The 16284-nt window shown below is 32.7% G+C and carries 15 protein-coding genes; 3 read left to right on the top strand and 12 right to left on the bottom strand.

What is annotated here, in order from left to right; translation table 11 throughout:
* Positions 1 to 158: 158 nt before the first annotated feature.
* From J8L88_RS10500 to J8L88_RS10490, 3 genes are all read right to left on the bottom strand, one after another.
* Positions 159 to 473, bottom strand: coding sequence for a YbjQ family protein (locus tag J8L88_RS10500; RefSeq protein WP_027393402.1), 315 nt, complete (start codon positions 471 to 473; stop codon positions 159 to 161).
* 65 nt (positions 474 to 538) lie between these two features.
* Positions 539 to 1252 (bottom strand): PspA/IM30 family protein, encoded by a 714-nt coding sequence (locus J8L88_RS10495; protein ID WP_108802269.1) that lies wholly within the window; start codon positions 1250 to 1252, stop codon positions 539 to 541.
* A 4-nt stretch (positions 1253 to 1256) separates the two neighbouring features.
* The gene (locus tag J8L88_RS10490; protein ID WP_027393404.1) at positions 1257 to 1652 is read right to left on the bottom strand and encodes a molecular chaperone Tir; all 396 of its coding nucleotides are present in this window, start codon (positions 1650 to 1652) and stop codon (positions 1257 to 1259) included.
* 326 nt (positions 1653 to 1978) lie between these two features.
* Between J8L88_RS10490 and J8L88_RS10485 the strand changes: the two genes are divergently transcribed.
* From J8L88_RS10485 to J8L88_RS10475, 3 genes are all read left to right on the top strand, one after another.
* The gene (locus J8L88_RS10485) at positions 1979 to 2737 is read left to right on the top strand and encodes a helix-turn-helix domain-containing protein (RefSeq protein WP_211060699.1); all 759 of its coding nucleotides are present in this window, start codon (positions 1979 to 1981) and stop codon (positions 2735 to 2737) included.
* Between the two features lie 448 nt (positions 2738 to 3185).
* A complete protein-coding gene (locus J8L88_RS10480; RefSeq protein WP_211060698.1) occupies positions 3186 to 3650 on the top strand; it encodes an ankyrin repeat domain-containing protein in 465 nt (154 codons plus the stop codon).
* Between the two features lie 74 nt (positions 3651 to 3724).
* Positions 3725 to 4231 (top strand): hypothetical protein, encoded by a 507-nt coding sequence (locus tag J8L88_RS10475; RefSeq protein WP_211060697.1) that lies wholly within the window; start codon positions 3725 to 3727, stop codon positions 4229 to 4231.
* A 9-nt stretch (positions 4232 to 4240) separates the two neighbouring features.
* Here the strand turns inward: J8L88_RS10475 and asnS are convergent, their stop codons facing one another.
* The 9 genes from asnS to rplM form a co-directional block, all read right to left on the bottom strand.
* A complete protein-coding gene (asnS, locus tag J8L88_RS10470) occupies positions 4241 to 5683 on the bottom strand; it encodes an asparagine--tRNA ligase (RefSeq protein ID WP_027393409.1) in 1443 nt (480 codons plus the stop codon).
* A gap of 680 nt (positions 5684 to 6363) precedes the next feature.
* Positions 6364 to 8766 carry an RND family transporter gene (locus J8L88_RS10465; RefSeq protein ID WP_027393410.1) on the bottom strand — a complete coding sequence of 801 codons (2403 nt, stop codon included), beginning with the start codon at positions 8764 to 8766 and terminating at the stop codon, positions 6364 to 6366.
* 85 nt (positions 8767 to 8851) lie between these two features.
* The gene (locus tag J8L88_RS10460; RefSeq protein ID WP_211060696.1) at positions 8852 to 11293 is read right to left on the bottom strand and encodes a DUF5686 family protein; all 2442 of its coding nucleotides are present in this window, start codon (positions 11291 to 11293) and stop codon (positions 8852 to 8854) included.
* A gap of 87 nt (positions 11294 to 11380) precedes the next feature.
* Complete coding sequence (gene frr, locus J8L88_RS10455; protein ID WP_118388945.1) at positions 11381 to 11944, bottom strand: ribosome recycling factor; 564 nt, start codon at positions 11942 to 11944, stop codon at positions 11381 to 11383.
* A gap of 58 nt (positions 11945 to 12002) precedes the next feature.
* Positions 12003 to 12710, bottom strand: a complete 708-nt coding sequence (gene pyrH, locus J8L88_RS10450; RefSeq protein WP_027393413.1) for a UMP kinase — start codon at positions 12708 to 12710, stop codon at positions 12003 to 12005.
* Between the two features lie 455 nt (positions 12711 to 13165).
* Positions 13166 to 14128: a translation elongation factor Ts gene (tsf, locus tag J8L88_RS10445; protein ID WP_027393414.1), complete on the bottom strand. Its 963-nt coding sequence runs from the start codon at positions 14126 to 14128 to the stop codon at positions 13166 to 13168.
* Between the two features lie 163 nt (positions 14129 to 14291).
* Entirely contained in the window at positions 14292 to 15137 is an 846-nt protein-coding gene (gene rpsB / locus J8L88_RS10440; protein ID WP_027393415.1) for a 30S ribosomal protein S2, read from the bottom strand.
* A 132-nt stretch (positions 15138 to 15269) separates the two neighbouring features.
* A complete protein-coding gene (gene rpsI / locus J8L88_RS10435; protein WP_027393416.1) occupies positions 15270 to 15656 on the bottom strand; it encodes a 30S ribosomal protein S9 in 387 nt (128 codons plus the stop codon).
* Positions 15656 to 16111, bottom strand: coding sequence for a 50S ribosomal protein L13 (gene rplM, locus J8L88_RS10430; protein ID WP_027393417.1), 456 nt, complete (start codon positions 16109 to 16111; stop codon positions 15656 to 15658). The genes rpsI and rplM overlap by 1 nt, the downstream gene beginning before the upstream one ends.
* Positions 16112 to 16284: the final 173 nt, after the last annotated feature.

Raw genomic sequence — 16284 nt, 5'->3', positions numbered from 1 at the left:
CAATGTTTTAGTTGTTTAGTTAATCAATAGTTCTTTAGTTATCCCTCTTTTCAAAGTCTTCTGTTTTGTAAATCATAATTCTTCTAATAGCAAGACCAACAAGGGTTATTATGATGGCTCCCCAAAACAGTATTACAAATAGTTCTTCCATAACTCAATTATTTAAGTTTTACTGCTGTCCCATATGCCAAGATTTCTGATGCTCCTTGCATTACCATTGAGGTTGTGAGTCTAACATTAATAACTGCGTCTGCTCCCAATCGTTGCGCATCTTGATTCATTCGCTGTAAAGCTTGTTCTCTGGATTGCGCTTGCAATTTGGTGTACTCTTCAATTTCACCACCAACTATGTTTTTTAGCCCTGCAAAAACATCTCTACCAATATTTCTTGCTCTCACTGTACTTCCTCTTGCTATTCCTAAAATTTGAATTACTTCTTTATTAGGTATCTTTTCTGTCGTAGATGTTACCATGATTTATTAGTTTTTTTGTTAATACTTTGCTGATTAGACTAAAAGTAGCTGATTATTAATCACTTCTATTTCTTTTTATCATTCAGACCTAATTGCTCTTTTAGCTTCGCTAAATCATCTTCTGCATTTGTTTTTGTGATATCAACTGCTTTGTCAAGTTCTTCATCAATAGATTTTGATGCATTGGCAATATCTCCATAAGCTTCTGCTAACGCTTCTTCTTGATTTACTTTATCTTTCATTCTTTCTAACATAGAAACAGTACTAGAACTATCTATTTCCGCCATTTGCTTATTTACGTTTTTAGTAGCTGCAGATACTTTTACTCTTGCCTTTAGAGTTTTTAACTCATTTTCCCATTTGCTTATGTTTTGTTTTATCTCATCTACATTTTTTTCTAATTGAGACACTGAGCCTTCGAATTTTTCTGTTTCCCCTTTACCACGTGTTGCGTGCTGTAAGGATTCTTCTTTTTTAATCAATGCTTCTTTTGCTAATCGGTCTGCTTCCGCACTGTCTAGATCTCCACTTTGCGCTTTTTTAAGAATAAGCATCGCTTTTTGCTGATAATCTTCGGCTTTTGCTGTAAACTCTTCGGTGTCATTTTTAGATCGAATAGCTAAAGCTTTTACTTGTGCTAAAGCTTCTAGACTTTTCTCGAGATCAACTTTCATATCCCGTATTCCTTGTTCGGTCATTTTGATTGGATCTTCCATCTTATCTATAGCAGAATGTGCTTCTGCTTCACCTATTTTAAATAGTCTTTTGAAAAAGTTCATAATATTAATATTTTGAAAAATTTATAATTTGTTGCGAGTATTCACTTAATAGTAGGCTTAAAGAATTTAGGGTTCCCTCTAACTCATTTAAATCTAGATTTTCTAATTGTAAGGTGTCTCTAAAGATTACTTTTTCTCCAGTTTCATCCAGAACAAAAGCTCCGTGAACGATGTCCCTGTTTTTTTGAAGTAAGCTACGATACACCAATTCGTTTTTGTTTTTTATATTGAAAATATGTTGTTCAATAATCAAAATTGGTAATGCTACGCCAATAATTAGATTTTTAATTCCTTCATTTTCTTTACTGATCATAATAATTCCATCTCCACTGTTTTCGTGAATGATGTTAAAATTAAGTTTCAATAAATAATCTTTCACCAATTGGAAGTGATCTTGCATGTGATGGTTGTTTTGACTGATTATTAGTAATTTATTTCTTGTTTCTGACCTTATATCAATATTACAAAAAGTACGATAACTTTTCTACTATATCGACGGCTAAATTGACAATGTATTGCACTGCGGATATCATGGGTATGTTATTTTTTATGATTAATGAATTAGTTGTTTGCTAAAATTTTTAGTATGTTTTTTGATTTTGCCCAAAATCAATACACTTATTTAAAAGTATTTCTACTAAAATTAGCATTTATTAAATATATTAGCTAATATTGTTAGTGTAAAGGTACAATAAATTTTTATAATTGCAAATAAAATTAGCAAAAATGTCATTTTTTGGAAAAAATATTAAAAAAATTAGAAGTGTAAAAAGTTTAAGTCAACAAGCTTTTGCGGAGCTTTTTGACTTAAAAAGAGGGACTTTAGGGGCTTATGAGGAAGGTAGGAGTGAACCGAAGATAGATACGATTATTAAAATAGCTAATTATTTTAGCATTGAAATAGATAAGTTGCTAACTAGTGAACTGACCGTAAATGAGCTTTTAAAGTTTAAGGGAGATCTAACTACATATGCAGAAGATGTAAAACGTGAACAGTTTGCACTAATTCCTTGTATTACTGAAAGTACATCTGGGGAGTATATATCATTATATAATAAAGATAATTTTATAAAAGAGCTTCCTACGATTCAATTACCGGTAAATCCAGCTAAGGTTTTTAGAGGGTATACCGTATTGAATTTAGAAATGACTAATCATGATCAAGGATTTTATCCAAAAGATATTGTAATTGGAGAAAAAGTACCATCGGATGTCATTAAGAAATTGAATAATGGAACTTTGGTAGTTGCTTTAACGGACACTAAATTAATCTTTAGAAGATTATATATTACTAAAAATAGCGTGGTGTTACGTGCAGATCATAAAAATATCGAGGATGACGAGTATCCGATTTCGGAAATAAAAGAAATGTGGAGAGTACGTTACGTATTTTGTAAACGTATCCCAGAATTTGCGGATGGGATGGAAGGTAAATTACAGATGATAGAGCAGGAATTATTTAGAATGAAAGAAAAGTTAGGATAATTATTTTATCCATAATATATAAAAAAGAGGAGTATTTAACTTCTCTTTTTTTTGAACCTATTTTTAATTATTGATCCTGATCTGTTTCTTAAGGAGAAAAATTTATTAATGATACCCATGTATGATTTTAAAAATATATTGAGATCAGCAATTCAGCATGGGCGGAATGGGTATGAAAAGCGGTTCGTTATAAAAAGTGCTAAAGGTATTCATTTGTTAAATGTTTTTGATATAAGTTTGATAGTAGCTTCTGGAGATTTCTGTGTAATGACTGATTCATCGAGTAAAACTCACCCGCTTTTAGAAAAAATTAGATTTTAGTGTAAGTTTTGCCTTAGAAATTATAAATTTCTCCTAATTAGAATGTTGCTGATCTTTTTTTTGATATCTTCAGTAGTTATTAGGCGTATTTAGCTTATTTATATAAAATTATTGCAACTTTATTTCAATGGATACAATTTTTGATGCGATTAGATCACAGAATTTAGAAAGTGTTCAAAACTTTCTTGCCAAGGATGGTAGTTTGGTTAATACAAAAGATCAAAGAGGATCTACACCTCTCTTATTGTCTACTTATTACGGTTTTCTGAATATTGTTAAACTTATTATTAGTTATAACCCAAATATAAACGAACAAGATGCTTCTGGAAACACTGCTCTAATGGGTGTTTGTTTTAAAGGGCATTACGAGATTGCAGAATTATTGATTTCTTCGGGTGCTGATGTTAATATTAAAAGTTACAATGATGCCACTGCTTTAATATTTGCAGCAACTTTTGGTCAGAAAGAAATTATAAAATTGTTGATTCAAAATGGAGCAGACGTTGGTGTTAAGGATAATAATGGATATACTGCAGCAATGCATGCTGAGAATCAGGGAATTGATTTTTCAGAATTATCGAATGTAATTTAATGAGTATTAATTCAGTTGTACAATATATAAAATCTGTTAATATTCGTTCTACCGATATAAAAAGGCGTTTGTTAATGTCTTCATCCACTTTAGCTACTTTTCAGTCTTTTCTTAAAGATAGTATAGGAGATGAAGTATTAATAATAAATACCAATGTCGGTATGGAGATTTATTATTACTCTGTAAATGATTATGGTAATTTTATAAAAGAAAGTGCACTTCTGTATACTCTAAAGCATATTGATAACACAAAATTAAAATTTAGAAATTCGGTTACCTCTGAAGAGGTCAAGAAAAATTTTACGGAAGCAATTATTACTTTTGCTAAGTATCCTCAGGTGTTTTTGGCATATGCAAAGAAGTTTATTCGACTTAGGGATACTAATACCGCAAGTGAGTACGTAATGCCTATTTTGGATGATTTTTTTGAAGATGCAATGAGGTTATTGGCAGAAACAGGAAAGGTTCCACATTACGAAAAAATTCAAAAAGCAAAAAATAAATCTCAGGAACTAGATGGTAATCAAAAGGTGATTTATGATCTAATTTCTGAGATTTTATTAAAGAAACATAGAAATTAAACTATGTTTTTAGAATTCTGCATTTAATGGAGTTCTAGGGTAAGGGATTACATCACGAATATTACCCATTCCAGTAACAAATAATACCAGTCTTTCGAAACCTAGTCCAAAACCACTGTGTTTACAAGTTCCAAAACGACGTGTGTCTAAATACCACCATAATTCTTCTTCAGGGATATTTAAAGCTGCCATTTTTTCTTTAAGCACATCAAGTCTTTCTTCACGCTGAGAACCTCCTACAATCTCTCCAATTCCTGGGAATAAAATATCCATTGCTCTCACTGTCTTTCCATCTTCATTAAGTCTCATATAAAAAGATTTAATATCAGCTGGGTAATCAAATAATATTACTGGACATTTAAAATGTTTTTCAACTAAAAAACGTTCGTGTTCACTTTGTAAATCTGCACCCCATTCGTTAATTGGAAATTTAAATTTCTTTTTCTTATTAGGTTTAGAGTTTTTTAATATTTCAATAGCTTCAGTATAACTAACTCGCTTAAAATTATTCTCCAAAACAAATTTTAACTTATCTCTAAGTAGCATTTCTGCTCTTTCCGCTTGAGGTTTTTGTTTATCTTCCTGAACTAATCGTTCTTCTAAAAATGCAAGGTCGTCTTGGCAGTTATCTAAAACAAATTGAATAACATATTTTATAAAATCTTCTGCTAGATCCATATTACCATCTAAATCACAAAAAGCAACCTCAGGTTCTACCATCCAAAATTCTGCAAGATGACGAGAAGTATTAGAATTCTCTGCTCTAAATGTAGGTCCAAAAGTGTACACCTGACCTAATCCCATTGCGTAAGTTTCTGCCTCTAATTGACCAGATACTGTAAGGTTTGTTTCTCCTCCAAAGAAATCTTGTTTGTAATCTACTTCGCCATTTCCATCCTTTGGGATGTTGTTAAGATCAAGGTTCGTTACTTTAAAAGCTTCTCCTGCTCCTTCTGCGTCACTTTTAGTAATTACAGGAGTATGTACATAATAGAAGTCATTTTTTTGAAAATACTCGTGAATAGCGAACGATAGTTTCGATCGCATGCGCATAATTGCTCCGAATGTATTGGTACGAATCCTAAGATGAGCTTGCTCTCTTAATTTTTCTAAACTATGACGTTTAGGAGAAAGGATAGTTAGTTTTAATTCTTCAGAATCAGCTTCGCCTTCAATTTCAATACTTGTAGCTTTTATTTCTACACGTTGGCCTTTACCTTCACTTTCTGTTAACGTACCAGTAATTGAAAGTGCAGCGCCGATATTTATTTTTTCTATAATCGAAGCATCTATTGTATTATCTTCAATTACGCATTGAATATTTTTAATTGTTGATCCGTCATTTATCGCTATAAAACGATCATTACGAAAAGAACGAACCCATCCTTTTACACAGACAGGCTGCAATAGCTGATCACTTTGTAGTACGTCTATTACTTTAGTATGTTTCATCAATCTTATTTTTGTATGTTTTACATCTATTGGATGCAATACACAATCAATATTATCTATTTAATAATACAGTTGCGTTACTTTTTATTTCTATACTTTTTAGGGAACTACCTAAATTTGAATTTATTCCAGATTATCCGTTAAAAAATTCAAGGTAGCAAAGATAAATTTTTAATCGAATTGATGCATAGTCTTACTCTTCAAAAAATACTTAAATTCTATAGATCTTGAATTTCATTTTTTTGTGATAACAAAAATAGAGTGATTTTAAGCGATTATATAATCCGACGGTTTTTTCTAGATGAATTCTATGTAAAAACCGTAAAAGTATAGTTTTTTGGGGAAAAAATAGTTTTTTTTATTGCTTTTTTCAAAAAGAAGGTAAAAAATTCTTACAAAATAATTTTTTTTAAGTATTTGGTTACAAAGTGATTATGGTTTTTTAATCCAATTTTGGATTACAAAAAAAAAGTTAAACCTTTGTTTATTTTATCGAAAGGGGGAATTCCCCCCCATGAATGGGTTTCAAAATACAAAAAGGGGATGTATATTGCATATGCAATTATGACGATTGTGTTTACGTTAAGTTTAGTTCGATAGGTTTTGGGGTAATCTATCTTACACGGAGTCTCGCTAGTTTACTAGTGAGACTTCTTTTTTTAGATTAAATTATAGCAATATTATTGTTCTTCTTCTTCAAGAAGTTCTTCATCACTTGCGATAATTTTTAAAGCAGGTTCTTTTAAGGTTTTCTTATTTGCTATACTTCGCTCTAAAGAAAGTAATAAAGAAGGGAGTAGTAAAAGATTGGCTAACATTGCAAAAAGCAATGTAGCAGATACCAATCCTCCAAGTGCTTTAGTTCCACCGAAACTTGAGATCATAAATACCGAAAACCCAAAGAATAAAACTGTGGATGTATAAAACATACTTACGCCAGTTTCTTTTAAAGCAGCAAAAACGGATTTACGAATCCTCCAATGGTTAGATTTTAATTCTTGTCTGTATTTAGCTAAGAAATGAATTGTATCATCTACAGAGATACCAAAAGCAATACTGAAAACCAATATTGTAGATGGTTTTATTGGAACTCCTAAAAACCCCATTAAACCTGCTGTCATAAGTAGTGGTAGTAGGTTTGGGATAAGGGAAATAATGATCATTTTAAATGACCTAAACATCCATGCCATAAAAAGTGCGATCAAGACAATTGCTAATCCTAATGAAAAGATAAGATTCCAAACTAAATAGGTGGTTCCTTTCTGAAATATTAGAGCTTTACCAGTAAATGTAACTTCATATCTATCTTTTGGGAATAGTTTTTCTAGTTTTGGTGCTAGATTGGCCTCTATTCTTTCCATTTCTTCAGTTCCAACATCTTTCATGAATGTGGTAATTCTGGCGTATTGCCCTGTTGAATCTACATAACTATTCATAGCTCCAGCTTCGGATTCAAAGCTTTTGGCATAAGGCAGAATAAAATTTCGTTCTTGACTTGTTGGTAACTGATAGTATTTTGGATTTCCATTATAATAAGTCTGTTTAGCGTATTTTACTAAATTGACTATTGATATAGGTTTAGATAATTCTGGTGTTTCTTCGATTAATTCGCTCAGTTGCTCCATTCTACGTAAGGTTGGTAATTTTAGAACCCCTTGCTTACGTTTTGTGTTGATTAATATTTCTAATGGCATGATACCATCAAATTCATCTTCGAAAAATTGAATGTCTTGGAAAAACCCAGCCGATTTAGGCATGTCTTCTAGTAAACTTCCGGAAACTTTAATCGTGTAAATGCCGATTATGCTTGCTATAAGGATGATTAAAGAGGATGTGTATATAGTGATTCTTCGATTTTTAACAGCGTGTTCCATCCAGTTTACAAGTCGTTCTACCCATCGCTTACCTAGATGTTTTAAATGCCTTTCTTTTGGTTGAGGCATATAACTGTAAATAATGGTTATTACTAATAAGCATAATATGAATAGTGCAACAATGTTTAGCGCAGCGACAATACCAAACTCTTTTAGTAGTTTGCTCTCCGTTAAGGCAAAGGTTGCAAAACCAGCTGCGGTAGTAACGTTAGTCATTAGAGTGGCGTTCCCGACTTTGGTAATAACTCGTTGTAATGATTTAGCTTTATTTCCGTGTTTTTTTATTTCTTGTTGATACTTATTTATTAAGAAAATACAATTGGGAATTCCAATAACGATTACAAGAGGAGGGATAATTGCCGTAAGAACGGTAATCTCGTATTCTAATAAGCCTAGTAGACCAAATGCCCACATAACACCTATAATAACTGCTGTCATCGAAATAAAAGTGGCTCTAAATGATCTAAAAAAGAAAAAGAAGATTAAGGAGGTAACTAGCAATGCTGCTAAAATGAATATTTGAATCTCATCCATGATGTTTTGAGAATTCATAGTTCTGATATATGGCATACCAGATACTTTTATATCCATATTGAATTTTTCTTCAAATTCTTTGATTTTTGGATTTAAAGTATTTTCAATAAACTTTTTTCGAACAATTGTATTAACAATATCCTTGTTTAAATAAATAGCACTCTGTATGGTGTTTGATTTGTTGCTGTAGATTAAGCCTTCATAGAAAGGTAATTTGTTAAAGAGTTCGTGCTGATATGCAGAAACTTTCTCATCTGTATAAATACTATCTTTTATAAAAGATACTAGCTCGAATCTAGCTGGATTATCCTTCTTTTTAAGCGTTTTTAGATCGCTTACAGAAATCACGAGGTCAATCTCACTATATTGTTTGAATGAATTATTAAAATCATTCCAGGCCTTTAATTTTGTTGGAGTAAATAGAGAACTATCATTTACGGCCATAACAATAAGGTTGCCTTCATCACCAAATTTCTCTAGAAATTCTTGATACTTTATGTTTACCTCATGATCATCTGGAAGAAGATTTGCTTCTGTAAAAGAAAATCGCATATTTTTCCATTGAAAACCTAGAAAAACTGTAATTCCAATAATAATTATAAATATAGCTGCTCTATTACGGAGTATAATTCCAGCCAATGTATTCCAAAACCCGAAAGTTAATAACTTTGCCATTCTCTATTTTCCTTGTGCAAATGTAAGAATTTGAGGTTTTAATACTTAAAAAATATTCAAAAGAAAATGAATAAATAATAATGAGTTAAAGCTTTAAGTAAAAAGTGAATTTAAAAGCGATATTGTCTTCTAGTTTTGGTAAATGATATGCCCCATATCTATAGGCAAAGCTCAACCCAAAGCCAGCAAAAAGCTTATTTATTTCGAATCCAGATTCTTGATATCCTTGCTGTAGGGAATTGAAATTAACTCCTTGGTGCTTATCACGATTACTTACATCTCCAATAGCGTATCGAGTTATTAAAACCATTTCAGGTTTTAGCCAACTAGCTATTTTAAAAGGCCTTAATCGGTGTCTGACTTGCAGTGTAGCTAATCTATCGCTAAAAAACTCACTAAAATACATGGTTTCAAAACTTCTTCGTCCTGCAACAGAAAACCTCTGAAAGATAGTTTCTTTTGTTGGGGCATTGGGATATGCGTGGTATAAATGTGTTAATGGGATATCTCCGCTGGCAACATCAGCTTCAAGAAGTAAGCTAGTGCTCGATTGATTAAGGCGGTTAATAATGTATTCCGCTTTGACTCCAATTTTACTATAGTTAAAATCACTATCAAATACGCCTTTGTATCCTTGGGTGTATTGAGCTGTTATTTTTGGATAACCATCTTGTATTTCTTTAAATCCGCTCGGAGTTTTTAAGAATTTACTAAATGGACTCCATCTAAGTGCAATTGTGGATTCTGCTGTTTTGTAGCTGGAGAAGGAATTACCATTATTGAGATATGTATAGCCTCCTGTTTGATCAATGTTACTTACAGAAAATTGAGTTTCGGATAATAATTTAGGTAAAATTCTATGTTGTAAGCTTGTGCTCCAGGTTCTGTGTTTATAATAAAAATCAATATTTACTAAGCGTGGTTCAAATAAAGAATAAACACGTCTGTCGGTTAGATAAAAGAAACTTCCAACTTCTTTGAGGTCATCTGTGTAATTTATGTTTAACCAAGATCCTGAATCTTTATTAAGTAAAACACCGCCGCCAAGACCGAATTTAAACCTTCCATCTCGAAATCCATAAACTAAGTATCCTTCGGTGCGGAATCGTTTAGAGAATTTCTCATTGGTTAAACCTCCGATTCCTAAACGTAAACCTTCAAAATTATTATATTTTATAGGATAGGTTAGGTCAAAGTCAAAAAAACCAACGGGATAATACCCAATATTAAAACTTTGAATAACGTCTATTCTTCTTTCAATATTTTGAGCTTGAACAATACTGTCTACTATTGAAAAAGAATTTAGATCTTTTGCTGTAATTGCACTTGTTCGATATTTATTCCAATAATCTTCATCTCTGGTAGTGGCTTCAGGATCTATTTCTATAGCAGATTGTTGCAGTTTAATTTTGACATCTTTTTTGGTATTGTAGTCAAAGAAATCTGTTTTTGAAATTAGAAAATCATTATTGCCGGTAAAACTTTTCTTGTCATTCCCTAATCTACCGACAGATATTTGTCCACCAAACAAAGTTACTTTCTGTTTTCCGATCCCCGGTCTTATGGTAACTTCTTGATTTAGTGGGAACCATAATTTTTCTTTTGGATCATATTTAAAATCGTGATTTACTAGGACATTGAGTTCTCCTCTTAGTTCTGCTACTGCCTTTTGGATAGCAAGTGTTTCCATGTCTAAGTATAAAACACCTTCTAAACTGGCAATTCTTTTGGATCTTCTAGGTTGGAATAGAATTACGTATGCAGGCCTTTTTCCTTGGGTAGTATCTAAAACTTTATAATAATAGTTTTTGAGGGCCCTATTGGATAAAGGTCCAGCATATCTGTTATTAAAGATTACATAGTTTTCTTTATACAGCGAATTGGATTGAATTTTAATGCCTAGAACATTGTAAACTGGTTTGTTAAAACCTGTCATTCTCGAAGCAAGAACGCTTTCTTTTTCATCACGCCCCTTATTAAACTCATGTAGGCTAACTTTTTCTGAAAGAAAAGAATGTGCGTCATTAAAAATCCGTTCCATATCTACTTTTGTAGTGTCCGGAGTTTCAAACGTAGCCTGATTATCTTCAGTAATTTTAAATTTATTATAAGTTTTATAGCTATAACTTTTTAATGCCTTGTTAGGGTTGTTTTTTGTTTTATTTGATATAGCTTGTTTGATAATATTAGAAGCAACGCTTCCTGGGATATCAAGTTTTACTGCTGCTAGATTTTCTGATTTAGGAGAAAGCTGTATTTCTACCTTAACAATATCTTCTGATTTAATGGAGAAGTTCTTGGTAGTGTACCCTATGTAGCTAACAGTTAAGTTTATTGGATAACTTTCGCATCGTATTACGAATTCTCCAGTCGATGAGGTTAGTGCATATGAATTATGATCCGTTTTTACCGTAGCGAACGGCAATGCTTGGTTGGTGCTTTGATCAATTACTTTTCCGGTAATGCTAATTTGAGATAGTACAACAAAATGAGTAAAAAATAATAAACAGAAGAGTTTGTTTTGCATTATCCGATTTGATTCATAGTAATTGAAGATATACAAAAGTGTTTTGTTCTTAAAACACTTTTGTATATTATTGTTTTTGAAAAAGTATTATACAGTCATAATTTCCTTTTCCTTAACTGATAACATTTCATCAATCTTTTTGATGTAACTGTCAGTTAATTGTTGAATATCTGATTCGGCATTTTTTGCCATATCTTCAGATAAACCATCTTTTTCTAATTTTTTAATTTCATTGTTGGCATTTTTACGGTCATTACGTACACCAACTTTTGAGTCTTCTGCTTCTGCTTTCGCTTGTTTTACTAAATCTCTACGACGTTCTTCGGTTAGAGGCGGTACACTAATGATAACGCTTTCTCCATTGTTCATAGGATTAAAACCAAGATTAGCCATCAAAATTGCTTTTTCGATTTCTTGAATTAAAGATTTTTCGAATGGTTGGATCGTAATTGTTCTTGCATCTGGTGTATTTACATTTCCTACCTGGTTTAATGGCGTAGGATTTCCGTAATACTCAACCATAACGCCACTAAGCATTGCTGGTGATGCTTTTCCTGCTCTTATAACAATTAGTTGTTTTTCTAAATGGGCGATAGCACCCTGCATAGATTCTTTAGTTGAATCCAGAATAAAATCTACTTCTTCGTTCATCGTAATATAATTCTTTTCTTTTTTTAGTTGATCAAAAAACGAGCCACTTTTTGTCTTGTTACAGATTTACCTTTGTTCCGATAGATTCTCCAGAAATGACCTTTAATAAATTTCCTGTTTTATTCATATCAAAAACTATGATAGGTAATTCATTTTCCTGGCTTAACGTAAAGGCGGTTGTATCCATAACTTTAAGTCCCTTGCTTAAAACATCATCAAATGTAATAAAATCAAATTTAGTGGCTTGAGAATCTTTTTCGGGATCTGCTGTGTAGATTCCATCTACTCTTGTTCCTTTAAGAATAACATCGGCGTTAATTTCTATAGCTCTTAATACTGCTGCAGAATCTGTAGTAAAATAAGGGTTACCGGTTCCTCCACCAAAAATTACAACTCTTCCTTTTTCTAAATGCCTAATCGCTCTTCTTTTGATGAACGGCTCAGCTACTTCATTAATTTTTATTGCAGATTGAAGCCTTGTTGGAATTTCGGCATCTTCTAAAGCACTTTGTAATGCTAATCCATTAATTACAGTAGCAAGCATTCCCATATGATCGGCTTGCACTCGGTCCATGCCTTTGCTGGCTCCTGCAACACCTCTAAAAATATTACCGCCTCCTATAACAATGGCAACTTCTACACCTCTATCAGTTATCTGTTTGATTTCGTTAGCATATTCTGCTAGTCTTTTAGGATCGATTCCGTATTGACGTTCTCCCATCAGGGCTTCTCCTGATAATTTTAGTAATATTCTGTTGTATTTCATCATTTGCTTGAACTGTGGTGCAAATATAATGATATTCTTAATTTAGAAAATACTTTACTAAGTAAAGGTAAATCTAAAAATAAAAGCTTTAGAGTATTGTAAATATCGAATGACTAATAAAAAAGGGTTCTTTTCCCCTGACGCCCCTATTGATTGGTCTTTAAGAATGTCATAGGTTTGCCAAAGGAAAACATAACAGAGGGAGATGAGGAATATTTTTGAAATAGTGAAGAAGCGTTTTTTGAACTTACAAATTCACGAAAGTGTGATTTGTATTCTAGACTGATTGGGGAGTTAGTCTTTTTTGGGGTAGCATTTTGGAGGGGTCCAAAATGTTAAAGAAAATGTTTCGGAAACTACTAGAAAGTATTTCGAAAAATGACGAAAAAACCGCTTCAATCGAAGCGGTTTTTGATTTTTAACACAGGAAATTAATCCTTATTTTTAGTGTTCGACTATAGAGAGATTCTTTCGAAACTTACTACAGAAACATCTCCTAATGTTTTTACGTAGTCTCCAACAGTCTTCTTTTCATCTTTAATGAAGTTTTGATCAAGAAGACATTGCTCTTGATCAAGAGTAGTGTTGTCAGAAATAAATCTTTCTAATTTACCAGGAAGGATTCTGTCCCAAATTTGCTCTGGCTTTCCTTCTGCTTTAAGTTCAGCTTTAAGTTTTTCTTCAGCTTCAGCTATTACTTGATCAGATAACTGAGATCTTGAGATGAACTGAGGAACATTTTTTAATGTTTTACCAAGTCTACCAAGCTCAATATTTTCTTTCTCTATAGCAGCGATTCTTGCTTGAGTTTCTGATGCTACAAATTCTGGATCAAAATCTTTGTAAGATAATGTAGTCGCACCCATAGATGCAACCTGCATAGAGATATCTTTAGCAAGAGCTTCTGCGGAATCAATGCTAGAAGATAATCCTGTAAGAGCACCAATTTTATTACCGTGGATATAAGACCCTACAAAAGGAGCTTCTAAAACTTTAAAGTCTCCAATTTCGATTTTTTCACCGATTACTCCTGTTTGTTCAATAAGCTTGTCCTGAACACTCATTCCGTTAAAATCAGCAGCTAATAATTCTTCTTTAGAAGAACTGTTAAGAGCTAATTCTGCTAATTCTTTTGCTAAAGAAACAAAAGAGTCGTTTTTACCTACGAAATCAGTTTCACAGTTAAGAGAAACAATTACACCTTTATTTTTAGCGTCATTAACTTTTGCGATAACTGCTCCTTCAGAAGATTCTCTGTCAGCTCTTTTATCAGCTATTTTTTGTCCTTTTTCTCTAAGGATTTTTATTGCTTTGTCAAAATCTCCATCAGCTTCAACAAGTGCTTTTTTACAATCCATCATTCCGGCACCTGTAGCTTTACGTAATTTACTTACTTCTGCGGCTGTAATTTTTGCCATATCGTTTAAATATTTAATGTGTTTGTGTAAAAAACAAGTCGCTTAGTTTTTACTATTGTGAAAGTAAAGAACTAAACGACTCATTAATTTATATTAAAGTTAAGTTTTGTAACTTATTCTTTAATAATATGATTCTTAATGATTGAAAGCAATCAATGAATGTTTATTCTTCTTCTTGCTTGGCTGCTTCAGCTACTGCTGGAGCTTCCTCAACTTTAGCTGGAGCTTCTACAGCAGGTGCTGCTGGAGTTTCAGCTTTAGCAGGTGCCTTTTTTTCAGCTTTTGCTGAAGCATCTGCTTTAGGAGCTTCTTTAGAAGCTTTTCTTTCACTTAATCCTTCGATAATAGCATCACTTACATAAGTCATTACTTTGTCGATTGATTTAGAAGCATCATCATTTGCAGGGATTACATACTGAACCTGACGTGGATCAGAGTTAGTATCAACCATTGCAAAAATTGGAATGTTTAATTTCTGAGCTTCTTTTACCGCAATATGCTCACGAGTAATATCTACAACAAATAATGCACCAGGTAGACGAGTCATATCAGAGATAGAACCTAAGTTCTTTTCTAATTTAGCTCTTAAACGGTCTACTTGTAAACGCTCTTTCTTGGATAATGTGTTGAAAGTACCATCTTTTTTCATTCTATCGATAGCAGCCATTTTCTTTACGGCTTTACGGATAGTAACGAAATTAGTAAGCATTCCACCAGGCCATCTTTCAGTGATGTAAGGTTGGTTTGCTTTTGCTGCTTTTTCAGCAACGATTTCTTTTGCTTGTTTTTTGGTAGCAACAAAAAGAATTTTTCTACCAGATGCTGCGATTTTCTTTAAAGCTTCACTTGCTTCGTCAATCTTTGCAGCTGTTTTGTATAAATTGATGATGTGGATTCCATTACGCTCCATATAAATATATGGTGCCATATTAGGATCCCATCTTCTTGTCAGGTGACCAAAATGTACACCTGCATCAAGTAAGTCTTTTACTTCGATATTGTTTGCCATTTTTGTAATAGTTTACGTTCTGTTGAATTAGCAATATTCAAGTGGCTATCGCTTTTGATAAGGCCTTGAATATTTAGATGCTAAACTAACCTCCCTAAAATCGGGGATAACAACAAATACTGTTTTAATAAATTAACGTTTAGAGAACTGGAATTTCTTACGAGCTTTCTTCTGTCCGAATTTCTTACGCTCTACCATTCTTGGGTCTCTTGTCAATAAACCTTCTGGTTTAAGGGTTGCTCTGTTTTCTTGATCTAACTCGCACATCGCTCTAGATATTGCTAGACGAATTGCTTCAGCCTGTCCTGTGATACCACCTCCATATACGTTTACATTTACATCGAACTTTTCCTCATTGTCTGTTAGGGCAAAAGGTTGGTTCACTTTGTATTGTAATGTAGCGGTAGGAAAGTAATCGTTAAGATCTTTTTTGTTGATCGTAACTTTTCCAGAACCTTCTTTAAGGTAAACTCGAGCTACAGCCGTTTTTCTACGACCAATTTTGTGAATAACTTCCATTACTTAAATTCTTTTAAGTTAATAGTTTTTGGTTGCTGAGCATCTTGCTTGTGATCTGCTCCAGCATGTACCTTTAAATTACGGAATAAAGCTGCTCCTAATTTGTTTTTAGGTAACATTCCTTTTACCGCTTTTTCGATTAAACGCTCTGGGTTTTTGTCAAATAACTCCTGAGCAGTAAGACTTCTTTGCCCTCCAGGGTAACCAGTATGACGGATATACGATTTATCAGTCCACTTTTTTCCTGTTAAATTGATTTTTTCGGCATTTGTAATAATTACATTATCACCGCAATCAACATGTGGGGTAAAGTTAGGCTTATGCTTTCCTCTTAATAGTATTGCTACTACAGAAGATAGACGTCCTAAAGTCTGTCCTTCAGCATCTATATGTAACCATTCCTTAGAAACGGTTGCCTTATTGGCAGATACTGTCTTGTAACTTAATGTGTCCACACTAACTAATTTTACTAATTAAACATTCCTTTCCTATATAAAATAGGGGTGCAAATGTACAATTATATATTTATATAGCAAACAGGTAATTGATATTATTTTGTGTCTATGATGCGTTGGTTTTCAGATAGATCAATTTCTGATGATTTTTTATGGGTTTTAAACTTAAAATA

This window comes from Aquimarina sp. MMG015 (genome assembly GCF_018100855.1).
Classification (GTDB): Bacteria; Bacteroidota; Bacteroidia; order Flavobacteriales; family Flavobacteriaceae; genus Aquimarina; species Aquimarina latercula.
The sequence above is the reverse complement of the archived record's forward strand: the minus strand, read 5'-3'. Positions and strand labels throughout refer to the sequence as shown.